This window comes from Caulobacter sp. ErkDOM-E (assembly GCF_048541895.1).
GTDB lineage: Bacteria > Pseudomonadota > Alphaproteobacteria > Caulobacterales > Caulobacteraceae > Caulobacter.
Window position 1 is genome coordinate 126,708 of sequence record NZ_CP183331.1, and the last position, 21,861, is coordinate 148,568.

Consider the following 21,861-nt stretch of genomic DNA (forward strand, 5'->3'; position numbering starts at 1 on the left):
TGGGGGATACACGCCGGCCCGCAAGTCCATTCCCTCATCTTGCGAAGGGGAATCTTCGAGTCCGGCCACAGAAAATGGCCGCGCCATGCCGGCGCGGCCATCGTCAACTCAGCAGAGGCGCGGCGTTCAGCCGCCGATCTTTTTCACCCAGGCGGTGATGGCCGGCAGCTGACCCTCGCGCACGGACAGGCGATAGGACACCGCCGCCTTGGCCTTTTCGACCTCGCGCGCCAGGCTGGGATCCGACGCCGTAAGCGCGTCCAGCTTGGTCAGCATGGCCGGGTCCGCCGAGCGGCCGCCCAGCGACGCCAGATAGCCGGAGCGACCCGAGGTATCGACCTTGGCCTCCACGGCGGCCTTGTTGGCGACCGCGAAGTCGAAGGCCAGGTTCGGATGGGCGCCGGCGACCCTGCTGATGATGCTGGGCGAGGTGGTCGCGCCCGGCTCATCGGTCATGGCCAGGTCCAGCGCCCGCTTGGCCAGGGCCGGATCCCGCGCCGCGCCCAGCAGGGTGTAGAGCTCGGTGCGCAACAGGGCGTTGGTCTCGGCCTTGGCCTGGGCGCGCATGGCCTCCCAGCCGGCGGCGTCAGCCTGGGCGGCGACGATGCCCAGGATGGTCTTGCGCAGCGGACCGGGGACAGCGGCCGGGTCGGTCTTGTCGGCGGCGTAGCGACGCTTGGCCTCGGCCACGACCGCCGGGTCGCCCAGGCGGCCCAGTACGGCGATCACATCGCCACGCAGGGTGGCCTCGGGACCGCTCTCGCCGGGCTTGGCGGTCCAGCCGACGCGGTCCAGCAGCGGCGAAAGGCGCGCCAGGGCGACCTTGCGGAACGCCGCCTGCTCGGTGGGCATGCCGTCATAATAGCTGTCGACACCGCCGTAGATGGCGACGATGCGGCCCCAGATCTTCGGATCGGCGGCGATCGGCGCGGCGATGGCCAGGTCCAGGGCGTCGGTGGCCGGCTGCAGACCCGCCAGGCCCAGGGCATAGACGTCGCTGAGCAGGCCCAGCTGATCGATCGGCGGCAGGCTGGCGAAGTTCGCGGCCAGGCCCTTGAACAGGTCCGGCGTGTAGAGGGTGCGGAAATAGCCCGCCTGGCCGGCATTGACGATCACCGGGCCGCAGCCCGGCACGGCGACGCTGGCCGATCCGCTCTCGACCAGGGTCTGAACCGGCGCGCCGCCCGAGACGGCGCGGGCGGCCACCGGCACGCTCCAGCGCAGCGCGGTCTTGCCCGGACGGTCCTTGGTGAACTCGCCCTGGGTCAGGGTGAGTTGCGATGCGCCATCGACACAGCCGCCGCCCGAGACGGTGATCAGCGGCACGCCGGGCTGACGGGTAAAGTCGCGGGCGATGGCCTTGATCGGCTTGCCGGCCGAGGTTTCGACCGCGCCCCACAGATCGTCGGTGACGGTGCTGCCATAGGTGTTGGCCTTGATGTAGCTGCGCACCCCGTCACGCCAGGCGTCGGGGCCGGCATAGGCCTCCAGCATGCCGATCACGGCCTGACCCTTCTGGTAGGTGATGCCGTCGAAGGCCTCGCTGGCTTCCTCGACGGTCTTCATCGGCTGGACCACCGGGTGGGTCGTGGCCAGGGCGTCCAGGCTCATGGCGTATTCGCGGCCGCCGATGGCGTTAAGGGCGCTGTTCCACTCGGGGAAGAACTTCTCGGTCGTGCGGCCCTCGAGCCAGGTGGCGAAGCCCTCGTTCAGCCACAGGTCGTCCCACCAGGCCATGGTGACCAGATTGCCGAACCACTGGTGAGCGGTCTCGTGCGCGAGGGTGGTGTAGACGCCTTCGCGGTCCTCCTGGGTCGACAGGGCCGGATCCAGCAGCAGGGCATATTCGAAATAGAAGATCGCGCCCCAGTTCTCCATGGCGCCGAAGAACTGGCTCTGGCCGGGTGCGGCGATGTGGTCGAGCTTGGACAGCGGATAGTTGACGCCGAAATAGTCGTTGTACCACTCCAGGATCGGACCGGCCGACTTGAGGGCGAACTGGGCCTTGGCCAGGTCGCCGCGCTTGGTGATCACGCCGATCTCGGCGCCGGCGGCCGTGGTCGTGGCGCGCTCGAACTCGCCCAGGCCGAAGAACAGCAGATAGGTCGACATCTTGGGCGAGGCAGCGAAGGTCACCCGGCTCTTGCCGCCGCCGACATCGACCGTCTTCTCGACGGGCATGTTGCTGATCGCCATCTGGCCGGTCGGCACGGTGGCCGTCAGCTTGAAGGTGGCCTTGTGGAAGGGCTCGTCCCACGAGGGGATGAACCGGCGGGCGTCGGCGGCCTCGAACTGGGTGTAGATCGCGCGCTTCTCGCCGGCGTCGGTCTGGTAGTCGAGGGCGAACAGGCCGTTGGCCTGGGTGTTGATCTTGCCCGCATAGTCGATCGACAGCACATGGCGGCCCTTGGCCACCGGCTTGGCGAAGGTGAAGCTGGCCGTCTGGGCCTTGTCATCCACCGCGATGGTGGCCGCGCCGGCGCCCTTGCCCGAACCCTTGATGTGGGCCTTGGAGAAGGTCAGTTCATGGGCCTGCAGCACGATGGTGCGGGTCGGCTCCAGCACGTCGACGGTGATCTGCACCGAACCGGTGAAGGTCAGGTTGGCGGCGTCGGGGGTGAAGGCCACGTCATAGTGCGTGGGGACCACGGCGCGCGGCAGCTGAGTGGTGACGGTCTGGGCGGTCGCGCCGGGGGTCTGGCTGGCGGCGAGGGCGGCGCCTGGGACGCTGGTCGCGGCAAGAAGAAGCGCGGCGGCGGCCGCAGAAGACAGAAGACGACGCATGAACGGCCCTGAACTGCAAAATTTGCTCGACCAAAACGGCCGAAGGCGCGAACCAACACCTTCCCTCCGGTTCCGGCGCGTTAAATATCCGTAATGATCCAGCCGCTCTCCGTCGTTCCGGGTTTTGACCTCTGGCCCGGCCTGCTGTCGCCACAGGCCCAGGCGGAGCTGGTCGCCGCCGTGTTCGAGGCGGCCCAAGCCGCGCCCTTCGCCCACTACGCCACGGCCTATGGAAAGGCGATGAGCGTCGGCATGACCAGTTTCGGCCCGCTGGGCTGGACCAGTGATGCGAGCGGCTATCGCTATGCCGACAGGCAACCGGCGACCGGCAGGCCCTGGCCGGCCATGCCCCCGGCCCTGCTGGATCTCTGGACAGAACTGGGCGACCCGGACACTCCACCGGACTCGGGCCTGATCAACCTCTATCGCGGCGACGCCCGCATGGGGCCGCACCAGGACCGCGACGAGGCCGATCCGCGCTTTCCGGTGCTGTCGATCTCGCTGGGCGACACGGCGGTGTTCCGGATCGGCGGGACCTCACGCAAGGACCCCACCCGCAGCCTGAAACTGAGCTCGGGCGACGTCTGCCGGCTGTCAGGCCCGGCGCGGCTGGCCTTTCACGGCGTGGACCGGATCCTGGCCGGCTCGTCCAGCCTGGTCCCGGATGGCGGGCGGATCAATCTGACCCTGCGCAGAGCGCGGCCCGCTTAGCTTGGCCGGGATGACTGTCCGGAACGAAAAAGGGGCCGCCCCACCGGACGGCCCCTTCTCAATCTCAAGCCTGACGTAACGGAAACCGGTGTCTTCTACCGGGGCGACCTAGCCGCGCAGCTTGCGCGTCAGGACCTCCAAGTCGTGGTTCAGGGCGCTGTCATCAACGCGCAGGGCCTCGATGCGGCGCACGGCGTGCAGGACGGTGGTGTGGTCGCGGCCGCCGAACCGGCGACCGATATCGGGCAGCGAGCGGGTGGTCAGTTGCTTGGCCAGCCACATGGCGGCCTGACGCGGACGCGCGATGGCGCGGTTGCGGCGCTCGCTCAGCAGATCAGCCTGTTTCATGCCGTAGTGGTCGGCCGTGGCCTTCTGGATGTCGTCGATGGTGATGCGCTTCTCGCCCGTCCGCAGGTGCGGGCGCAGGATGGCCTGCACCTCGTCGAGCGTCAGGCGCGACAGGCCCTCGCCGGCCCGGGCCGACAGGGTGTTGAGCGCGCCTTCCAGCTCGCGGACGCTGTCGGTGAAGCGGTCGGCCAGGAACTGCAGCACGTCCGGGCGCATGGTCGGGTCCGAGCCGTGGGCGGCCGACAGGGTCTGGATCTTGCGCTCCAGAATGCCCATCCGCAGCGAGCGGTCGGCCGGCTCCAGGCCGCAGACCAGGCCCGCCGACAGGTGCGAGCGCAGGTGGGCGTCCATCTCGGTCATGGCCGAAGGCGGACGGTCCGACGAGAACACGACGCGGCGGCCTTCCTCGACCAGGGCGGTCAGGGTGTGGAACAGCTCTTCTTGCGTAGACTGCTTGCCGGCGATGAAATGCACATCGTCGATGATCAGCAGGTCGGCGGCGCGCAGCTCTTCCTTGAAGGCGGCCGTCTGGCGATCCATCACGGCGCGCACGAAGGTCGACAGGAAGCGCTCGGCGGTCAGATAGACCACGCGCTTGGTCGGGGCCTGACGCATGGCCTCCCAGGCCAGGGCGTTGAGCAGGTGGGTTTTGCCAAAGCCGTAAGGGCCGTGGAACAGGACGGGATTGAAGTGGCCGTCGGCCCAGCTCGCCACCCGGCGCGCCACGGCGTGGGCGAATTCATTGGCGGGACCCGGGACGAAGGTCTCGAAGGTGAAGCGTTCCTGCAGACCCTGGGTGCGCGAGGGCTTGCCGGTCGAGACCGGGGCCAGGCTGGGGGCGTCGGTGGAGACGGGCAGCACGATCTCGATCGGCTCGGCCTTGGCGGCGTCGACATAGGCGCCGGCCGAGGCTTCGAATTCCAGACGCGACTTCAGGTCGATGCGACGCGCCATGGGATCATTGGCCGTCCACAGCTCGCCGATGCGACGCCAGGCGCTGCGGCGGATCCAGTCGCGAGCGATCCCGGTCGGGGTGACCAGAACCACATCGCCCGACGGACCTTCGCGCAGCAGAGCCGGCGCAATCCACGACCCGAAGGCCGCATCGCCCAGCTCGCGCTTCAGCGCCACGCAGACCTTGTGCCAGACGCCACCGGCCGGCTCACAGGCAACCGCTGGAATCGCAGCCGAAAAGTCCTGGCTCGCCACCCCACCCTTGATCGTCATTCGTCCACCGCCTCGTACAAAAACCGCCCGCAAGCCTGCCGCACGCCCCCCAAAGCGAACGACCGGTTTTCTCAACGCGCACGGGGGCTTAGTCAGCAGAACGCATAGGTTCTGCCGCCGCCGTTTTTTCCAAGGACTGGAAGAGCGCTGAGGCCCCTAAACTAGCCAGCCGACCCTGCTGGTCAAACGGAAAACTTGCGTCCGGGATCGGATATTTCTGTTGACTCGCGAGAGCCCCTCGCCTGGCAAGGGAATAGTTAAGTCCAGCAATTTTCGGACGCTGTTATTTCAATAAAGTGTGCAGTTGAACGCAAAGCAAAAGCCGGTTGGATTGCTCCAACCGGCTCCTGTAAAGACTTGAATTTCCTGGACGAACTAGGTTCGTCCAGTATCTGGACTAGGCTGCGGCCGTGTCCAGCTTCTTCAGGCGAGCGGCCAGGCGCGACACCTTGCGCGAACCCGTGTTCGGATGAACCACGCCCTTGGAAACGGCGCGCATCAGTTCCGACTGAGCCTCGATAAAGGCAGCCTTGGCGACGGCGACGTCGCCGGCCACCAGGGCGTCTTCGAACTTGCGGAGGAACGTGCGCACGCGCGAACGGCGAGCGGTGTTCACCTCGGTGCGACGGGCGATCTTGCGGATCGCCTTCTTGGCGCCGGGATTGTTGGCCATGGAAATTGGACCTCGAAACGGACAGCCGCGCGGAACAGCCGCGAAGCAGGGAAAATCTTGAGCGCGCGGATATACGGGAAGCGGCGAGATCGGTCAACGGCTGTCGAGGCGGAATTCCCGCAGGGTGCGACGAGCGGTCGCGCCCCCCTCTCAGCGCCCATTAAACACCGGTTTACGTTTCTCGACGAAGGCCGCCATCCCTTCCTTCTGGTCTTCGAAGGCGAACAGCGAGTGGAACAGTCGCCGCTCGAGGGCCACGCCGGTGGTCAGGGTCGTTTCATAGGCGGCCAGGACCAGCTCCTTGTTCATGGCCACAGCCAGGGGCGACTGGCCGGCGATCTTGGCGGCGATGGCCAGAACCTCGGCCAGCAGCATCTCGGCCGGGAAGATCCGCGACACCAGGCCCGAGCGCTCGGCTTCCTCGGCCCCCATCATCCGGCCGGTCAGGATCATGTCCATGGCCTTGGACTTGCCCACGAAGCGGGTCAGGCGCTGGGTGCCGCCGATGCCGGGCGCGACGCCCAGATTGATCTCGGGCTGGCCGAACTTGGCGGTGTCGGCGGCGATGATGAAGTCGCACATCATGGCCAGCTCGCAACCGCCGCCCAGGGCGTAGCCCGACACGGCGGCGATGATCGGCTTGCGGCACTGCTCGATGGCCCGCGCGCCGGCGGTGAAGAAGTCGGCCTTGAACATTTCGGCATAGGACTTGTCCGACATCTCCTTGATGTCGGCCCCGGCGGCGAAGGCCTTGGCCGAGCCGGTCAGCACGATGCAGCCGACGCTGTCGTCGGCCTGGGCCTCGCCCAGGGCCACGGCCAGCTCGCCCAGCAGCTGGGCGTTCAGGGCGTTCAGGGCCTCGGGCCGGTTGAGCCGGATCAGCACGACGCCGACGGCGCCCTCCGGTGCGGTTTCGACGATCAGGGTCTGGTAGGCCACGCGCGACGCTCCTTGTGATGCGCGGCTTTTATAGAGCGCGTCGCGCGGAAGGGGAGCCCCGCACGGCAAAGCTCGCGCATCGGTGAACCGGAGGAACACCCCGGTCGCCGAGCCGTTGATCCCCCAGCATCAGGAGAAGCCCCATGGCCGAGCGCGACGACATCTACGATCCGACCACCCCCGAGGCGAACCACAACATCCAACAGGGCGGCGGCGTCGGAGCTCGCGACCTGGCGCGGCAGGAGGAGCCGACCGAGATCGTCCCCGAAAACGACCCGGATGAAGCCCCGACCGAGGCGATGGGCCTGGCGCATCCGGTGGAGTGACGGGGCCTACCAAACTCCGCCACCGCAGCGCTATGCCAACGGCAGATGCAGCTCCGCCGCCGTGCCCTGCTCCGGCGCGTCCAGGAAGAAGCGCTGGCAGTAGAGGGGGAAGTCGCGCATCTCCTCGCCGCTGGCCGGCAGCCAGTCGCGGTAGAGATAGAGCGCGGCGGGCTCCAGATTGTGGGTGTCGCCGGTCACCCTGAGCACCGCGCAGCGACCGCCCGGAATCTCGCCTTCCCTGACCGTCTCGTCGGCGGGATCGCTAAACTGGTCCGCATCGATGCCGACGCACAGCTCCATGCGATAGTCGGCGGGGTTCGCCGGCCGCCGCTCAGTGTGCCAGATATTGAAGACCGGATGGGTCTTGGGCGACATCCCGGCGGCTTTGCGCCAGGCGATGAATTTCTGGATGGTGACGTCGAGGGTCTCGGGATCGCCCCGATGCTCGAAGATGGCCACACGGGTCGGCGCCACCTCGCGGAGGATCACCTGATCGGGTGTGAAAGTCGGCTGCATGATCCTGCTCCTGGCTGAGTTGAGCGGCCCGAAGGCCGCAAGCCACGGCTCCCAGTCAGGCGATTTCCGGAAACGCGACGGCGACTGCGCAAACCTCTGCCGGAAGGCGCGGGCGAAGGCGTCGGGCGTCTCGTAGCCGGCGTCCAGGGCGATATCCGTCACGCTTGGCCCCTGTCCGTCCGCCAGCCGCTTGGAGGCCTGACGCATCCGCGCCAGCTGGACATAGCGATGCAGGGACAGCCCGAAGGTCGCCTTGAACTGCCTGTGGAAATGGAACTTGGAAAACGCCGCGACGCTGCTCATCGCGTCCAGGTCCAGGTCGCCGTCCAGATGCCGGTCGATATGATCCAGCACCCTCTGCATCCGGGCATGGTAGTGGTCGAGCGCCGCCGTCATCATCCTCATCCGTCGTGGTGACCCCAGCTTGCCGCCCGAGACCGCCCCGCGCTCGACCGATCTTGCGGTTTGAAGCCGGGACCAGGACCCTGGCCTCGCTCAGCCCGACATCGGCCGTCCGCCCAAAGCCTCTATCGTCGCCTGCTCGGCCGGCCAATGGTCGAAGGCCATCAGGATCTGCTGGGCGGTGGCGTCGGCGATCACCACGCCGTCCTCCCGGCGAAACTCGGCGCGGGCAGTGATCAGCTGCCGGGTCTGGGCCACGATGCGGGCCTCGAGGGTCAGGGGATGGCTGCGCCCCACCCTCAGGAAGTTCATCTGCAGGTTCACCGTCCGGAAGAGGCGGTCATGCGGGACCACCGTCATGGCCGCAAACGCCAGGACCTGGTCGGCCAGCGCCGCCAGATAGCCCCCGAACAGCGAGCCGTCGGCGGTGGCCAGCTCCGGGCTCGGGCTCCAGGACTTGCGCACCCAGCCTTCGCCCCAGTCGTCGATCAGGCCCAGCTTCAGGGTCTGAACGATCGGCGGCGGGGTGGCAGTCCCCGCCTTCAGGGCGTTCAATCGATCCGTGGCCCATGTCATGCTGTCCTCCTGCGGCGTTGCAGGCGGCAAGGCTAGGGCGTCGGCGCGGGCCCTGTTACTCGACTTCCAGGGCGGCGCTGATCCGAAAGGTTCCTGAATGACGGTCGTTGAAAAGGCTCGCAAAACGCCCCGCCAGCAGCGCGCCCAGACGACCGTGGACTATATTCTGGAAGCCGCAACTCAGGTTCTGGAGGCGACCGGCGAGGCCGGCTTCAACACCAATGCGGTGGCCCAGCGCGCCGGCGTCAGCATCGGCGCCCTCTATCGCTATTTCCCTGACAAGCAGGCGATCCTGCAGGCCCTGGCCCAGCGCGAGACCGAAGCGCACCGGCGCACCGTGATGGCGGTGGTCGAGGGCGGGACACCCGGCCTGGCGCGAGATCGGGCCATGATCCGGGCCTTCCTCCAGGCCTTCGCCGGCCGCAGCCGGGCGCGACGCATCGCCATGTCCAGCCTGCTGGCCACGGCCGACCACGGCGAACTGGCCGCGCGGTTCGCGGCGGCGGAGACCGGCCTGACCGACGCGGAGGGCCGGCCTCTGACACCCGTCCAGGCCTTCGTGCTCAGCCGCGCGGTGCAGGGCGCCATGCGGGCGGCGGTTCTGGAGGGCGCCGACTTCCTGCTGAGCCCAGAGTTCGAGGACGAGCTGGTGCGGCTCAGCCGGGCCTATCTGGGCTATCCGCCGGGCGGCCGGGCGCCGAAGGGAGCCCTGGACCTCAGCCCAGTTTGATCACCCCCAAACCTCCCGTCATTCCCGCCCTTGTGGCGGGAACCCCTGCTTCAACTGACACGTGAAGTGCCAGCGAGGTGCGCGCGCACCCCGCCTCTCCCGCACCTGCGGTGGATAGAGGGGTTCCCGCCACAAGGGCGGGAATGACGGTGAGATATAGAGAGGGGCGGCGACTAGATCGGTTTGCGTGCCGTGATCGCGACCCAAGGCCCCTGGCCACCCTCATAGCCGCGGCCCAGCTCTTCCGTGATGGCCTCAATGTCCCACGCGGCCGAGCGCCTGTAGGCGGCTCTGACTTCATCGGCCGAGAGATAGTTGAAGTAGCGGCCCAAGCCGTCACGCCCTTCACGGCCGCCGCCTTTGAAGCTGGCGAAGTGGATTCCACCCGGCTTTAGGGCGCGAAACACAAGCGACAGAACGCCTGGAAGTGCGGCGCGGGGGACATGCAGCAGGCTGGCATGGGCCCAGACGCCGTCATACTCATCCATCGCGTCGAGTTCATCGAAGCGCATCACGCGAACCGGGCGACCTATCCGCCCTTCAGCTTCGCGGGCGATCTCCGGGACGCCGTCTGTTGCATCGAGCTGGAAACCGCGAGCCAGCATGGCTTCGCTGTCTCGACCGGCTCCGCAACCCAGTTCCAGAATGCGGGCTCCTGGCGCGAGACCCTGAAGAAAGGCGGCTAAAGGCCGGCTTGCGCCACGAGGTCCGCTGGCCGCGTAAACGCGAGCCTCATCAGCGTAGAAATCAAGCGTCGCCTGATCGCACGCGGCGTGATCGAGCGATAAGGGTCCAGGCGCGGCCATGACCCAACCTTAAGGTTGGACGGCGCCTCGCGGCAATGTCCCCGACCGCCCCGCCCTCCTTCGCGCGGAAGGGAGCCATCCTTAGATCTCACGGCGAGACGATCGCCCTGCGTCTAGCTCAAGACCTCGGCCAATGTCCGCCGGCTCATGGCGCAGAGGGTCGGATTGCTGTGAAGATAGAACGCCAAAGCGATGACCGCGCTGAAGATCGCCCACCCCCGCCCACGAAGCCAAGCCGCTTTGCCTACACCCGCGGCCTGTTGAAACACTCGGCGCGCCGGGGCATCGAGGTAGCTCCAGGCCACGAAGAGGTCGCAGGCTGGGTCACCGACCCCGAGAAGTCCAAAATCCAGAATGCCGGCGATCCGCCCATCGCGCACCAGCAGGTTGCTCGGATGCAGGTCGCCGTGGATCCAGGTCCCTTGACCCCTGTGCGCCGGCGCGGCCACCGCTTCTTCCCAAGCCTCCAAGACGGCCGCTCCGTTGATCTCGGCCCCCAGCGCGGCAATATCAGCCCGAACCCGCTCATTCAGGAGGGCTAGCGGAAGGCCGCGTCCCTTGTTGGCCCGGCCTGCCGCCGGACCACCCGAGGCGTCGATCCGACCGAGGGCCGCAATGAACTCCCCTAGGTCGCGCCCGGCCTGAGTGAGGTCCAGCGGCGGCGCGACGGCTGCGTCCACCCCGGCCATCCAAGGACACACCGACCAAGCCCATGGATAATCCTCGGCTGGCCTTCCCGCCGCGACAGGCGTCGGGATTTCAAGCGGCAAGGCAGGGGCCAGTATTGGCAGCCACCGCTGCTCGCGCTCCGCCTGCGGTGCTGCGCTCTCCCGCATCGGCAGACGGACGGCCATACTCTCGCCGAGGCGAAAAATGGCATTATCCGTTCCGGCTGAAAGCGTGCGTCTCAGCGCCAGATCCGACCACCGGGGAAACTGGCCATCCACCAGCGCCCGCACCAGCGGCTCATCGATCGTTCTGATCTGGTCAGAGGCGTTCATGGATGAAGCCTAGCAAGCTTGGTGGCTGTGGACACCCGCGTTCCAAGGGTTGCAGGCCGGGATCAACTCCGCCCGCTCCAAGCCTTCGAGAAGGCCTTTGGGATATGGAAGGGGCCACGCCCCCCCTTCAAACCTGACACACCGGACGGAAGAACGTCGAGCACCCCGCCCCCCTTCGCGCCGAAGGGAGCCCTCCTTGAATCTCACGGCGAGACGATCGCCGGAGTGGAAAGGTCTCCAAGAGATTTAAGGATGAGCGGGACGCGGGGCGTCCGCTTGTCGGGGTTAGGTTTGTTCGCCCTGGTCAGGGTCTGACGGGCCAACAGTCACGTGGAGGCGACGCTTCGGAGGCTGCTTCAGTCCCGCCAAATCACGGATGCGACGCCGGATTGCGACGACGGAAGCACCCCCTAAGCCAAGAGCGGCAAAGGTAAGAAGTGCTTTCAACAGCGGATCTTCGTGGTCGGTCTCAGAGTCGACAATGACCTTTCCGTCCATGGTCAGGGCGTAGATGCTGGATCCAATAGCCTGCATCTCGATATGTTTGGGCTCGGGCCATCGCGGTAGAGCCTCCCATCTAGTGAGGGCTGGGCAGCCGCGTCGAGGGCGGCTCTCTGACCCGCACCAGTAATAGTAGCTCTGACCGTCAGGCATGATGACGCGACGGGTTTCCGACCGGATCTCAGCCGGTTTGCCGGCTACACGCGTCGTTTCAGGGCCGATGATGGACGCCGTCCTTGGCATGGCCTGGGGATTGGCCATGGCCAGAGCGGCCACGGCCATTGAGGGCGCTATTGTCCACGTCGCCAATTCGGAGCGAATACACCGTGCGCGCGCGGCGCGGCTTCTGAAGGGACCCTCGCCAAGCCGGTGGTGGAGAATTGAGGCGACGCTCCCGCAAACCATGGCGGCCCCACCCGCCAAGGCAAGGACAGGTGAGCCCGTCAGCAGACCCAAGGCCATGGCTGCGGCCGCGATGATCGTGAAAACCACCGAATTCTGAAACCATGCTCGTCTTGCCTTGACCGCACGGGTCGAAGATTTGCGCACAGGCCCCCCCTCAAACCTGACACACCGGACAAAAGAACGTCGACCGCCCCGCCTGGACCTCGCGCGCGATCACGCCCTTGCACCCTGGCGTCGGACAAGCCTCGCCCTCGCGGTCGTAAACCCGGAAGCGGTGCTGGAAATAGCCCAGGGCGCCGTCGGCGGCGGCGAAGTCCTTCAGGGTGGAGCCGCCGACTTCGACGGCCTCGGCCAGGACCTCCTTGATGATCGTGGTCAGGGGCCCCAGCCGCTTGCCGGCGATCATCCCCGAGGGCTTGAACGGCGAGATGCCGGCCCGGTGCAGGGCCTCGCACACATAGATATTGCCCAGGCCCGCGACGGTCTTCTGGTCCAGCAGCAGGGTCTTGGGCCCCTGCTTGCGACCGGCGAAGGCCTTGATCAGGGTCTGGGCGGTGAAGCCCTCGCCCAGCGGCTCGGGGCCCATGGTCGCGAACCACGGATGGCGGTCCACCCGGTCGGTGGCGATCAGGTCCATGAACCCGAAGCGCCGGGGGTCATGATAGGTGACCACCGCGCCGTCTTCCGTCTCGAAGATGACGTGGGCGTGCTTGTCGTCGGGCTTGACCTCGCGGGCGAAGTCGCCGGGGCGGATCGTGCCCTCGGGGGCGGCGATCTCGAACCGTCCGGTCATCCCTAAGTGCATCACCAGGGTGTCGCCGCGATCCAGCGGGGCCAGCAGATATTTGGCGCGGCGGTCCAGCCGCAGGATCCTGGCTCCCGTCAACCGCTGGACGAAACCCTCGGGCAGGGGAAAGCGAAGGTCGGGCCGGTTGGCGCGCACGCGGCTCAGGCGCGCGCCGCTCAAGGTGGGTTCAAGGCCGCGCCGGACGGTCTCGACTTCGGGCAATTCAGGCAAGGGCGGCCTCAAGAAGGTGACGCGACGCAGCGCGCGGTCTAAGAGCGATCCAGCATATAGAGAGCCTGGTCGATAGACGTCATGAGCAAGCCTGCCGCCACATTCGGTTTCAAGGACGTCGATCCTTCGGTGAAGGCCGGCCTGGTGCGCGGGGTCTTCGACCGCGTCGCCAAGAACTACGACCTGATGAACGACCTGATGAGCGGGGGCGTCCACCGTCTGTGGAAGGACGCCGTCGCCGCGCGCCTGAACCCGCAGCCCGGTGAAGTGATCATCGACTGCGCCGGCGGCACCGGCGACATGGCCCGCCGCTTTGCCAAGATGGCCCGCCGCGCCCAGGAGCGCCGGGGCGGCCCCGACGCGATGATCAACATCATCGACTACAATGCCGAGATGATCGCCGCCGGCATCGAGAAGGGCGGCGAGCCGGAAATCACCTGGACCGTCGGCGACGCCCAGCGCCTGCCCCTGCCCGACGCCTATGCCGACGCCTATGTGATCTCGTTCGGCATCCGCAATGTCACCGACATCGACGCGGCCCTGCGCGAGGCGCGGCGGGTGCTGAAGCCGGGCGGCCGCTTCATCTGTCTGGAATTCTCGCGCCCGGCCACCGAGTTTCTGGCCAAGGCCTATGACGCCTACAGCTTCAAGGTCATCCCGCAGGTCGGCGAGTGGGTCGCCAAGGATCGCGAGGCCTATCAGTATCTGGTCGAGAGCATCCGCCGCTTCCCCGACCAGCGCGCCTTCCTGGCGATGATGCAGGAGGCCGGCTTCAAGCGGGCCACCTATGCCAACTTCACCGGCGGCGTCGCGGCGATGCACCAGGGCTGGGCGCTCTAGTCCATGGGGCAGATGTCCGCGTTCTGGCGCCTGATCGGCGCGGGCTGGGTGCTGATCCGGGCCGACGCCCTGATCCCGCGCGAGCTCGACCCCATCCTGCCGGCCCCGGCGCGGCTGGCGGCGCGGACACTGCGACTGTTGTCGGGTCCCCGCGCCCGGCTGGGACGCCCGGGCCAGCGGCTGGCCGGCGCGCTTGAGGGCCTGGGCCCGGCCGCCATCAAGATGGGCCAGTTCCTGTCGACCCGGGCCGACATCTTCGGCGCGCCCTTCGCCGAGGACCTGTCGCGCCTCAAGGACCGCCTGCCGCCCTTCCCGCTCAGCCAGGCCCGCGACGAAATCGAGCGCAATCTGGGCCGGCCGATCGAGACCCTGTTCTCCCGGCTGGACGAGCCCGTCGCCGCCGCGTCCCTGGCCCAGGCCCATCCGGCCTGGCTGCTGGACGGAACCAAGGTCGCCGTGAAGGTGCTGCGCCCCGGTATCGAACAGCGCGTGGCCGAAGACAGCGCCGTTCTGCGCCTGGCCGCCGATCTGGCCGAGCGTCTGGTTCCGCAGGCCCGCCGCCTGAAGCCGCGCGACTTCGTCGAGGTGGTGATCCGGGCCCTGGACCTGGAAATGGACCTGCGCTTCGAGGCCGCCGGCTGCGCCGAGCTGGGCGAGGTGATGGCCCGGGACGCCTATATGACCGCGCCGGCGGTGGTCTGGGACGGGGTCGGCAAGCGGGTCCTGACCCTGGCCTGGGCCGATGGCGAGGCGCTGTCGGATCCGCAGACACTGGAGCTGCCGGGTCTGGACCGCAAGGCCCTGGCCGACAACATCACCCGGGGCTTCCTGGCCCAGGCCCTGGACCACGGCCTGTTCCACGCCGACCTGCACGAGGGCAATCTGTTCGTCGCCGCCCCGGCCAAGGTGGTGGCCGTCGACTACGGCATCATCGGGCGCCTGGGTCCCGGCGAGCGGAAATATCTGGCCGAGATTCTGTACGGCTTCCTGAACCGCGACTACGCCCGCATCGCCCGCATCCATTTCGACGCCGGCTATGTGCCCGCCCACCACGATGTCGACGCCTTCGCCCAGGCCCTGCGCGCCGTGGGCGAACCGATCTTCGGCCGCGACGCCCGCGAGGTGTCGATGGGCAAGCTGCTGGCCCAGCTGTTCGAGATCACCGCCCTGTTCGAGATGGCCCTGCGGCCCGAACTGGTGCTGCTGCAGAAGACCATGGTCACGGTCGAGGGCGTGGCCCGCCGCATCGATCCGGCCCATGACATCTGGGCCGCCGCCGATCCGGTGGTCCGCCGCTGGATCACCCGCGAGCTGTCGCCGGCCGCCAAGGTCCGCGACTTCGCCGACGAGGCCCTGAAGGCGCTGCGGGCCCTGGCGCGGCTGGCGGAAGCGCCGCCGGTCCCGGTGGCGGTGGCGGCGGCTCCCGGATCACATTCTCTGGCCTGGTTCGTGGCAGGCGCCGTCGTGGCGATCCTGGCCTTCGCGGCCGGCGCCCTGGCCCTGGGCTGATCAGCCGCTGTCGGCCTGACCGCGCTCCCGGGCCGCCGTCGCGCGGCGGCTTTCGCGGGCTTTCTGCACATCCCAGTAGGCGGCCCCGTCATCGGGCTTGAACAGGGCCCGCGGCGCGCCTTCCTTCGACACCACCGCGAAGATATTGCCGCGGGGGTCGTAGATCAGGGTGTCGCCATTGGCCCGCTTCAACGTCTCGACGCCCTTGGGCGGGTCGGCGACGAACCGGTGGGCCGCCTCGACATAGTCGTCGACCGTGACCGCGCCGAAGGCCTCGCCATTGCGCTCGAAGGCGCGCTCGGCGTTTTCCTCGGCGGTGCGGGTGCGGTTGGCCGCCCAGAACGGCTTGCCCGCGATCAGGCGGACCGGCGCATCACGCGGGTCGTCGCGTCGCGATGACGCTGTGCCGGACGAGGCGGGCGCGTCCGTCGCCTCCGCCGAAGCCCTGCGCTCGCCGGCCTTGGAGGCAGGCACGGCCGTCGCGCCGCCGTCGCAGGCGGTCAGGAAAAGCGCGCCGGTCGCCAGAAGCGCGGTCGCGGTGATGGGAAAGCTCTTCAACCTCATGATCTCATTGCCCCACAGGTTCAACCTGACCGATTAATGAACGAAAGCGGAACGCGAGTCGAGTCCGTCACGAGCTTGTCCTTTGTCGGATCGCCGCGCATGGGCCATAAGGGGCCTGAACACGAAGCGGAGACGGCCGGCGGTGAGCGACAAACGGGTTCTTTTGATCGTCGGCGGCGGCATCGCGGCCTACAAGGCGCTGGAGCTCACGCGCCTGCTGCGCAAGGCCGGCGTCGCCGTGCGGCCGATCCTGACCAAGGCGGGCGCGCAGTTCGTCACGCCGCTGTCGCTGGGCTCGCTGGCCGAGGACAAGGTCTATGACGAGCTGTTCTCGCTGACCGACGAGGCCGAGATGGGCCATATCCAGCTCTCGCGCTCGGCCGATCTGGTGGTGGTGGCGCCCGCGACCGCCGACCTGATCGCCAAGGCCGCCCATGGCCTGGCCGGCGACCTGGCCTCGACTACCCTGCTGGCCACCGACAAGCCGGTGCTGATGGCCCCGGCCATGAACGTACGGATGTGGCTGCACCCGGCGACCCAGCGCAATATCGCCACCCTGAAGTCCGACGGCGTGAGCTTTGTCGGCCCCGACGACGGCGCCATGGCCTGCGGCGAGTTCGGCCCCGGCCGTCTGGCCGAGCCGGAGGCGATCTTCGCGGCGATCATGGATCGTCTCGAAGGCTCGAGTGACCGGCCGCTGGCGGGCAAGCGGGCGCTGGTCACGGCCGGCCCGACCTTCGAGCCGATCGACCCGGTGCGCGGCATCACCAACCGCTCCAGCGGCCGGCAGGGCTTCGCCATCGCCGAAGCCCTGGCGCGCCTGGGCGCCGAGGTCACCCTGATCGCCGGCCCTGTGTTTCTGCCGACGCCTCCGGGCGTCAGGCGCATCGACGTCGAGACCGCACGTCAGATGCTGGCCGCCAGCCAGGCCGCCCTGCCCGCCGATGTGGGCGTCTTCGTCGCCGCCGTCGCCGACTGGCGCGTCGACGAGGCGTTCGGGACCAAGCTCAAGAAGGAAAAGGGCGGGCCGCCGGCCCTGACCTTCGTCGAGAACCCGGACATCCTGGCCACGGTCTCGGCCACAGGTCCCAATCGGCCGCGTCTGGTGGTCGGCTTCGCGGCCGAGACCAACGATGTCGAAATGCACGCTCGCGCCAAGCTGTCGCGCAAGGGCTGCGACTGGATCATCGCCAATGACGTCACCGAGCCTGGCGTGATGGGCGGCGACGAAAACGCGGTGCTGCTGGTCACCCAGGGCGGGACCGAGCGCTGGGACCGCGCGCCCAAGGACGAGGTGGCTCGCGCCATCGCCCTCCGCATCGCCGGAGCCCTGGCCTAAACGCCGGGTCCCGGCGCTCTGGTCCCGGCTGGGCCAAATCAGCTAAAGCCCCCGGGCTCGACCATCAGGAACCGCCCACATGACCGCTCTAACGATCCGCTTCAAGCGCTGGGACGGCAATCCTGACCTGCCCGTCCCGACCTATGCCACAGCCGGCGCGGCGGGCTTCGACCTGCGGGCCCATGTGCCGGAAGACGAGCCCATTGTGCTGAAGCCCGGCGCGCGCTGCATGGCGCCCACCGGCTTTTCGGTGGCGATCCCCGATGGTTACGAAATGCAGGTTCGCCCGCGCTCGGGCCTGGCGTTCAAGAACGGCGTCACGGTGACCAATGCGCCGGGCACCGTCGACAGCGACTATCGCGGCCAGGTCTGCGTGCTGCTGATCAATCTGGGCGAGGAAGACTTCACGATCCGCCGGGGCGATCGCATCGCCCAGGGGATCATTGCCGCCGCGCCGCAATGGACGCTTATTGAGGTCGATGACCTGGACGCCACGGACCGGGGCGCCGGCGGGTTCGGCTCGACCGGGGTCTCGACCTGAGACCGGGGTAAGAATCTAGCCGTTGATGGCGCGCAGGCCGAGGATCATGTAGCCGCCAAAGCCGGCGGCGAACGCCGCAGCGGCGAGCCACAGGACGGGTCGAAACATGCCCAGGGGCGAGTGTTCCAGAGGCGGTTGAACGTTCATGGGCGCATCCTTTGGCGCGGGCGTAGCGAGCGCGGCGAACTTGGACCGCTTGGGAGATACGCGCTCCCCCAAGCTTGGTTGCAGTGGGGGACGGCTTTTAGTCTGTATTGATTCTAGTACAAGACGAAATTGCGACCGGATGTCACACGGCGCAGTTCACGGCGCCGTTACTGGCCGGCGCGCGACGCGATCAATAATCAAAATTGATCCAACGACGGATTTGTCTATTCGCTCGATCACTCAGGTATAGAGGATCGCGTCAAAACGTCGCAACAGGTTCAAGTCCGCTCATATTCCGCTCTCGGAGATCGATTTCCGACCCGATTACACTGGATGACACCGATCAGGAAACCGCCCTGTCGCTTTGTTAACCTTGCAAAGGCCGAGAATTTCCTCAGGCCAAGCGCCGGGAACTCTGAAATGTCTAACTTCAAGGTTGTGCACAAGCTTTTGTTGGCTTTCGCCATTCTTGGCGGCCCCCGTTCGACCGCTCGCGCAGCCTGACCGACCGCGAGACGAGACTCTCTAGGACCTCGCAGGTGTTGATTTTTGGACGGATGCGTCCATTTATCACTTGCCGAGCGCCCTGGACCCTTCTATCGGGCGGATCGGACTGTTGAGATCGTCAGGGTTGGGTCATGGCCGCGCCGCAAAACAAGAAGCTCGTTCCCATGGTCGTCGGCGGCGTCGCCGCCGCAGCGATCCTGGTCGGCGGGGTGTTCTGGTACATCGACAAGCAGCGCTTCGAGGCCACCGACAACGCCTTCGTCCAGGCCGACACCGTGCAGATCAGCCCGCAGGTCTCTGGCGCGATCACCGAGATCCTGGTCGCCGACAACCAGCGGGTCGAGGTGGGCCAGGTGGTGGCGCGCATTGATCCCTCCACCTTCCAGGCCCGCCTGGACCAGGCCATCGCCAACGCCCAGGCCTTGGACGCCGCCGTCCGCGCCGTGGATGACAAGGCCTCGCTGGAACAGGCCCTGATCGCCCAGAAGGTGGCCGGCGTCTCCAGCGCCCAGGCCGATTCCAGCCGCGCCAAGGCAGACCTCGACCGCTATGACAGCCTGGCCCACCAGGGCTGGGTCTCGCAGCAGAAGGTCCAGACCACCCGCGCCGGAGCCAGCCAGTCGGAAGCCGCCGTGGCCAGCGCCCAGGCCGCTCTTGAAGCCGAACGCCGCGCCGCCCAGTCGCTGGGCTCGGCCAAGGCCCAGACCCTGGCCCAGGCCGCCGCCGCCCACGCGGCCGTCGAGCAGGCCAGGCTGGACCTGGACCGCACCGTGCTGCGCACGCCGGTCGCCGGCGTGGTCGGCGCCCGCTCGGTGCGTCCCGGCCAGCTGGTCCAGCCGGGCGTTGCGCTGATGTCGGTCGTGCCGCTGGGTCAGAGCTATATCGTCGCCAATTTCAAGGAGACCCAGGTCTCGCGCCTTCGCGTCGGCCAGGCCGTCGAGATCAAGGCCGACGCCTTCGGCAAGGAAACCATTCGCGGCAAGGTCGACAGCTTCGCCCCCGCCACTGGCCAGGAGTTCGCCCTGATCCCGGTCGAGAACGCGGTGGGAAATTTCACCAAGATCACCCAGCGCCTGCCGGTCAAGATCGTGGTCGACACCTCCAAGCTGGGCGCCGCCCTGCGGCCGGGCCTGTCGGTCGAGGTCAAGGTCGACGTCCGCGACCGCTCGGGAGCGTCGTTCGCCGAGGCCGGTCAGGCGCCGACCCAGGTCGCCCGCCAGGGCGCCGCGCGCTAGGCGCCGGCCATGACCGACGCCGCCATCGCCGCTCCGGCGGCTCCCGCAAAGACCCTGAGCCAGGCCGACTGGACCAAGCTGTTCCTCGGCTTCGGGGCCATGGTCATCGGCCAGTTCATGGCCATTCTCGACATCCAGATCGTCGCGGCCTCGCTGCCGCAGATCCAGGCCGGGGTCGGCGCCAGCGCCGATCAGGTCAGCTGGATCCAGACCGCCTATCTGATCCCCGAAGTCGTAATGATCCCGCTGTCGGGCTATCTGTCGCGCCTGTGGGGCACGCAGAAAGTCTATCTGGCCTCGTGCACGGGCTTCATCATCATGAGCGTGCTGACGGGCCTGTCCTCGTCGATCGACATGATGATCATCACCCGGGCCCTGCAGGGGTTTATCGGCGGGGCCATGATCCCGACGGTGTTCGCCGTCGCCTTCACCGCCTTCCCGCCCGAGCGCCGGATCACCGCCAGCGTCATCATGGGCCTGATCGTCACCCTGGCCCCGACGGTGGGTCCAACCCTGGGCGGACATCTGACCGAGTGGCTCAGCTGGCGCTGGCTGTTCTTCATCAATGTGCCCACCGGCCTGATCGTGCTGTTCGGCGTGGCGCGCTGGGGCAAGTTCGATGAGGGCGACCCCAGCCTGTCCAAGGGCTTCGACTGGCTGGGCCTGGCCGTCATGGCCACCTTCCTGATGAGCCTGCAGTTCGTGCTCGAGGAAGGCGCCAAGAACAGCTGGTTCCAGGACGACATCATTCTGGGCCTGGCCGTTCTGGCTGCGGTCACCGGCGTGGTCTTTGTCTGGCGGTCCCTGACCTACAAAAACCCGATCGTCGAGCTGCGGGCCTTTTCAAACCGCAACTTCTCGATCGGCTTGCTGATGACGGCCGTTTCGGGCGCCAGCCTGTTTGGCGGCACCTTCCTGCTGCCGCAGTTCCTGGGCCGGGTGCGGCACTATTCGGCGTCTGAAGTCGGCACCACCATGGTGATTTCGGGCCTGTCAATGTTCATCACCGGGCCGATCGCCGGCCGGCTGGTGCGCAAGACCGACCCGCGCCTGCCGATGTTCATCGGCTTCCTTCTGGCCGGCTGGGGCATGTACATGGCCCACGGCGTGACCAAGGACTGGGGTTTCTGGGAATTCGCGGGGGTTCAGGCTTGCCGTGGCGTCGGCGTCATGATCGCGATGATCGCCACCCAGCAGATCACGATGAGCACCTTGCCGCCGCACATGATCAAGAACGCCTCGGGCCTTGTGAACCTCTCGCGCAACACCGGCGGCGCGATGGGCCTGGCCCTGCTGGCCACCAGCATCACCCAGCAGACGGCGCTCTACTACAACGACATGACCTCCAGGCTGCAGACCGGCAATGTGGAGGCCCAGGGCATGATGGCGGGCCTGGCGGCGCGCATGGCCCAGCTGGGCGTCTCCGATCCCGATGGCGCGGCGCGCAAGGCCTTTTCCGGCATGATGCAGCAGCAGGCCACCGTTCTGGCCTTTGGCGACAGCTTCACCCTGCTGGCCATCGGCTGCTTCATCGCCGCCGGTATTTCACTGCTGGCCAAGCCGGCCGCCGGCGCCGCCCCGCCCCCCTCGGACGCCCACTGATGCCCAGGATCCCCGGACAGATCGACGTCGCCAAGACCGAGGCCATTCTGGACGCCGCCGTCGAGGTGATCGGCCAGCGCGGCCTGTCGGCGCCGATGGAAGAGATCGCCCGCCGCGCCGGGGTCTCCAAACAGACGGTCTACAACCATTATGGCTGCAAGGCCGAGCTGGTCCGGGCCCTGATCGAGCGGCGCGTCGACCGGCTCACCGCGCCGCTCCGCGATCCCGGCGCAGCCGAGAACCCGACCGAAACCCTTGAGGCCTTCGCCCGCACGATGCTGGAGACCGTTGTCGCGGCCAACGGCTATTCGATCATGAGGGTGATCATCCAGGGCGCGGGGGGAATGCCCGAAGTGGCCCATGAGGTTTTCGAGGCCGGCCCGCGACAGACGCGCGGCCAGTTGGCCGATTTCCTCAGGACAGAAACCCGCCTCGGCCGTCTGGCGGTCGATGACTTTGACCAGGCGGCCGAGATTTTCTCCGGCATGGTGATGGGGCAGAGCCAGCTGCGGGCGCTTCTGTGCCTGCCGCCCGAAAAGACCCAGGCCCAGTTCGAAGCCATGGCGGGCGAGATCGCCCGCCGCTTCATGCGCGCCTATGCCCCCTAAGGGACG

The 21,861-nt window shown here is 67.7% G+C and carries 21 protein-coding genes and 1 pseudogene; 10 read left to right on the forward strand and 12 right to left on the reverse strand.

Annotated features, from left to right (window positions below; genetic code table 11):
- Positions 1–126: 126 nt before the first annotated feature.
- A complete protein-coding gene (locus tag ACN2C7_RS00635; RefSeq protein ID WP_419319274.1) occupies positions 127–2,784 on the reverse strand; it encodes a M1 family metallopeptidase in 2,658 nt (885 codons plus the stop codon).
- A 93-nt stretch (positions 2,785–2,877) separates the two neighbouring features.
- Between ACN2C7_RS00635 and ACN2C7_RS00640 the strand changes: the two genes are divergently transcribed.
- Positions 2,878–3,495, forward strand: a complete 618-nt coding sequence (locus tag ACN2C7_RS00640; RefSeq protein ID WP_419319275.1) for an alpha-ketoglutarate-dependent dioxygenase AlkB — start codon at positions 2,878–2,880, stop codon at positions 3,493–3,495.
- Positions 3,496–3,603: 108 nt separating this feature from the next.
- Here ACN2C7_RS00640 and dnaA read toward each other — a convergent pair whose 3' ends face one another.
- From dnaA to ACN2C7_RS00655, 3 genes are all read right to left on the reverse strand, one after another.
- Positions 3,604–5,070 (reverse strand): chromosomal replication initiator protein DnaA, encoded by a 1,467-nt coding sequence (gene dnaA / locus ACN2C7_RS00645; protein ID WP_419319276.1) that lies wholly within the window; start codon positions 5,068–5,070, stop codon positions 3,604–3,606.
- Positions 5,071–5,467: 397 nt separating this feature from the next.
- The gene (gene rpsT, locus ACN2C7_RS00650) at positions 5,468–5,743 is read right to left on the reverse strand and encodes a 30S ribosomal protein S20 (protein ID WP_419253544.1); all 276 of its coding nucleotides are present in this window, start codon (positions 5,741–5,743) and stop codon (positions 5,468–5,470) included.
- 150 nt (positions 5,744–5,893) lie between these two features.
- Entirely contained in the window at positions 5,894–6,682 is a 789-nt protein-coding gene (locus ACN2C7_RS00655; protein ID WP_419319277.1) for an enoyl-CoA hydratase, read from the reverse strand.
- A gap of 143 nt (positions 6,683–6,825) precedes the next feature.
- On the opposite strand from ACN2C7_RS00655, the gene ACN2C7_RS00660 reads away from it, so the two are divergent.
- Positions 6,826–7,008: a hypothetical protein gene (locus ACN2C7_RS00660; protein ID WP_419319278.1), complete on the forward strand. Its 183-nt coding sequence runs from the start codon at positions 6,826–6,828 to the stop codon at positions 7,006–7,008.
- Between the two features lie 30 nt (positions 7,009–7,038).
- Here the strand turns inward: ACN2C7_RS00660 and ACN2C7_RS00665 are convergent, their stop codons facing one another.
- The gene (locus tag ACN2C7_RS00665) at positions 7,039–7,920 is read right to left on the reverse strand and encodes an AraC family transcriptional regulator (RefSeq protein WP_419319279.1); all 882 of its coding nucleotides are present in this window, start codon (positions 7,918–7,920) and stop codon (positions 7,039–7,041) included.
- A gap of 99 nt (positions 7,921–8,019) precedes the next feature.
- The gene (locus tag ACN2C7_RS00670) at positions 8,020–8,502 is read right to left on the reverse strand and encodes a PaaI family thioesterase (RefSeq protein ID WP_419319280.1); all 483 of its coding nucleotides are present in this window, start codon (positions 8,500–8,502) and stop codon (positions 8,020–8,022) included.
- Between the two features lie 97 nt (positions 8,503–8,599).
- Here ACN2C7_RS00670 and ACN2C7_RS00675 point away from each other — a divergent pair, with 97 nt between their 5' ends.
- Entirely contained in the window at positions 8,600–9,232 is a 633-nt protein-coding gene (locus ACN2C7_RS00675) for a TetR/AcrR family transcriptional regulator (RefSeq protein ID WP_419319281.1), read from the forward strand.
- A gap of 10 nt (positions 9,233–9,242) precedes the next feature.
- Here ACN2C7_RS00675 and ACN2C7_RS00680 read toward each other — a convergent pair.
- From ACN2C7_RS00680 to mutM, 4 genes and pseudogenes are all read right to left on the reverse strand, one after another.
- Positions 9,243–9,388 (reverse strand): annotated as a pseudogene (locus ACN2C7_RS00680) (hypothetical protein); the annotation flags it as partial.
- 17 nt (positions 9,389–9,405) lie between these two features.
- A complete protein-coding gene (locus tag ACN2C7_RS00685; RefSeq protein ID WP_419319282.1) occupies positions 9,406–10,038 on the reverse strand; it encodes a class I SAM-dependent methyltransferase in 633 nt (210 codons plus the stop codon).
- A 113-nt stretch (positions 10,039–10,151) separates the two neighbouring features.
- Entirely contained in the window at positions 10,152–11,039 is an 888-nt protein-coding gene (locus ACN2C7_RS00690; protein ID WP_419319283.1) for an aminoglycoside phosphotransferase family protein, read from the reverse strand.
- 1,060 nt (positions 11,040–12,099) lie between these two features.
- Complete coding sequence (gene mutM, locus ACN2C7_RS00695) at positions 12,100–12,963, reverse strand: bifunctional DNA-formamidopyrimidine glycosylase/DNA-(apurinic or apyrimidinic site) lyase (RefSeq protein ID WP_419319284.1); 864 nt, start codon at positions 12,961–12,963, stop codon at positions 12,100–12,102.
- Between the two features lie 81 nt (positions 12,964–13,044).
- Between mutM and ACN2C7_RS00700 the strand changes: the two genes are divergently transcribed.
- On the forward strand, positions 13,045–13,803 hold the full coding sequence (locus ACN2C7_RS00700; protein ID WP_419319285.1) for a class I SAM-dependent methyltransferase: 759 nt from the start codon (positions 13,045–13,047) through the stop codon (positions 13,801–13,803).
- 3 nt (positions 13,804–13,806) lie between these two features.
- Complete coding sequence (ubiB, locus tag ACN2C7_RS00705) at positions 13,807–15,312, forward strand: 2-polyprenylphenol 6-hydroxylase (RefSeq protein ID WP_419319286.1); 1,506 nt, start codon at positions 13,807–13,809, stop codon at positions 15,310–15,312.
- On the opposite strand, the gene ACN2C7_RS00710 is transcribed toward ubiB, so the two are convergent.
- The gene (locus ACN2C7_RS00710; RefSeq protein WP_419319287.1) at positions 15,313–15,876 is read right to left on the reverse strand and encodes a hypothetical protein; all 564 of its coding nucleotides are present in this window, start codon (positions 15,874–15,876) and stop codon (positions 15,313–15,315) included. It lies immediately after the preceding gene.
- A 142-nt stretch (positions 15,877–16,018) separates the two neighbouring features.
- Here ACN2C7_RS00710 and coaBC point away from each other — a divergent pair, with 142 nt between their 5' ends.
- A complete protein-coding gene (coaBC, locus tag ACN2C7_RS00715) occupies positions 16,019–17,215 on the forward strand; it encodes a bifunctional phosphopantothenoylcysteine decarboxylase/phosphopantothenate--cysteine ligase CoaBC (RefSeq protein WP_419319288.1) in 1,197 nt (398 codons plus the stop codon).
- A 79-nt stretch (positions 17,216–17,294) separates the two neighbouring features.
- Positions 17,295–17,756, forward strand: a complete 462-nt coding sequence (dut, locus tag ACN2C7_RS00720) for a dUTP diphosphatase (protein ID WP_419319289.1) — start codon at positions 17,295–17,297, stop codon at positions 17,754–17,756.
- Between the two features lie 15 nt (positions 17,757–17,771).
- Here the strand turns inward: dut and ACN2C7_RS00725 are convergent, their stop codons facing one another.
- The gene (locus ACN2C7_RS00725) at positions 17,772–17,903 is read right to left on the reverse strand and encodes a hypothetical protein (RefSeq protein WP_419319290.1); all 132 of its coding nucleotides are present in this window, start codon (positions 17,901–17,903) and stop codon (positions 17,772–17,774) included.
- Positions 17,904–18,541: 638 nt separating this feature from the next.
- Between ACN2C7_RS00725 and ACN2C7_RS00730 the strand changes: the two genes are divergently transcribed.
- Genes ACN2C7_RS00730 through ACN2C7_RS00740 form a run of 3 tightly spaced genes read left to right on the forward strand, consistent with a single transcriptional unit; the run spans position 18,542 to position 21,855 of the window.
- Positions 18,542–19,645, forward strand: coding sequence for an HlyD family secretion protein (locus ACN2C7_RS00730; RefSeq protein WP_419319291.1), 1,104 nt, complete (start codon positions 18,542–18,544; stop codon positions 19,643–19,645).
- Between the two features lie 9 nt (positions 19,646–19,654).
- Positions 19,655–21,247: a DHA2 family efflux MFS transporter permease subunit gene (locus tag ACN2C7_RS00735; protein WP_419319292.1), complete on the forward strand. Its 1,593-nt coding sequence runs from the start codon at positions 19,655–19,657 to the stop codon at positions 21,245–21,247.
- Positions 21,247–21,855 carry a TetR/AcrR family transcriptional regulator gene (locus ACN2C7_RS00740; protein WP_419319293.1) on the forward strand — a complete coding sequence of 203 codons (609 nt, stop codon included), beginning with the start codon at positions 21,247–21,249 and terminating at the stop codon, positions 21,853–21,855. Before ACN2C7_RS00735 ends, ACN2C7_RS00740 begins: the two co-directional genes overlap by 1 nt.
- The last annotated feature ends 6 nt before the right edge of the window (positions 21,856–21,861 follow it).

Excerpts from the sequence above, each read along its gene's own strand:
- ACN2C7_RS00740 (WP_419319293.1), top strand. The coding sequence starts at position 21,247 with ATGCCCAGGATCCCCGGACAGATCGACGTCGCCAAGACCGAGGCCATT.
- ACN2C7_RS00640 (WP_419319275.1), top strand. The coding sequence starts at position 2,878 with ATGATCCAGCCGCTCTCCGTCGTTCCGGGTTTTGACCTCTGGCCCGGC.
- ACN2C7_RS00700 (WP_419319285.1), top strand. The coding sequence starts at position 13,045 with ATGAGCAAGCCTGCCGCCACATTCGGTTTCAAGGACGTCGATCCTTCG.
- ACN2C7_RS00730 (WP_419319291.1), top strand. The coding sequence starts at position 18,542 with ATGGCCGCGCCGCAAAACAAGAAGCTCGTTCCCATGGTCGTCGGCGGC.
- ACN2C7_RS00735 (WP_419319292.1), top strand. The coding sequence starts at position 19,655 with ATGACCGACGCCGCCATCGCCGCTCCGGCGGCTCCCGCAAAGACCCTG.
- dut (WP_419319289.1), top strand. The coding sequence starts at position 17,295 with ATGACCGCTCTAACGATCCGCTTCAAGCGCTGGGACGGCAATCCTGAC.
- ACN2C7_RS00685 (WP_419319282.1), bottom strand. The coding sequence starts at position 10,038 with ATGGCCGCGCCTGGACCCTTATCGCTCGATCACGCCGCGTGCGATCAG.
- rpsT (WP_419253544.1), bottom strand. The coding sequence starts at position 5,743 with ATGGCCAACAATCCCGGCGCCAAGAAGGCGATCCGCAAGATCGCCCGT.
- ACN2C7_RS00670 (WP_419319280.1), bottom strand. The coding sequence starts at position 8,502 with ATGACATGGGCCACGGATCGATTGAACGCCCTGAAGGCGGGGACTGCC.
- ACN2C7_RS00710 (WP_419319287.1), bottom strand. The coding sequence starts at position 15,876 with ATGAGGTTGAAGAGCTTTCCCATCACCGCGACCGCGCTTCTGGCGACC.
- ACN2C7_RS00635 (WP_419319274.1), bottom strand. The coding sequence starts at position 2,784 with ATGCGTCGTCTTCTGTCTTCTGCGGCCGCCGCCGCGCTTCTTCTTGCC.
- ACN2C7_RS00725 (WP_419319290.1), bottom strand. The coding sequence starts at position 17,903 with ATGAACGTTCAACCGCCTCTGGAACACTCGCCCCTGGGCATGTTTCGA.
- ACN2C7_RS00690 (WP_419319283.1), bottom strand. The coding sequence starts at position 11,039 with ATGAACGCCTCTGACCAGATCAGAACGATCGATGAGCCGCTGGTGCGG.
- ACN2C7_RS00660 (WP_419319278.1), top strand. The coding sequence starts at position 6,826 with ATGGCCGAGCGCGACGACATCTACGATCCGACCACCCCCGAGGCGAAC.
- dnaA (WP_419319276.1), bottom strand. The coding sequence starts at position 5,070 with ATGACGATCAAGGGTGGGGTGGCGAGCCAGGACTTTTCGGCTGCGATT.
- ubiB (WP_419319286.1), top strand. The coding sequence starts at position 13,807 with ATGGGGCAGATGTCCGCGTTCTGGCGCCTGATCGGCGCGGGCTGGGTG.
- ACN2C7_RS00675 (WP_419319281.1), top strand. The coding sequence starts at position 8,600 with ATGACGGTCGTTGAAAAGGCTCGCAAAACGCCCCGCCAGCAGCGCGCC.
- ACN2C7_RS00665 (WP_419319279.1), bottom strand. The coding sequence starts at position 7,920 with ATGACGGCGGCGCTCGACCACTACCATGCCCGGATGCAGAGGGTGCTG.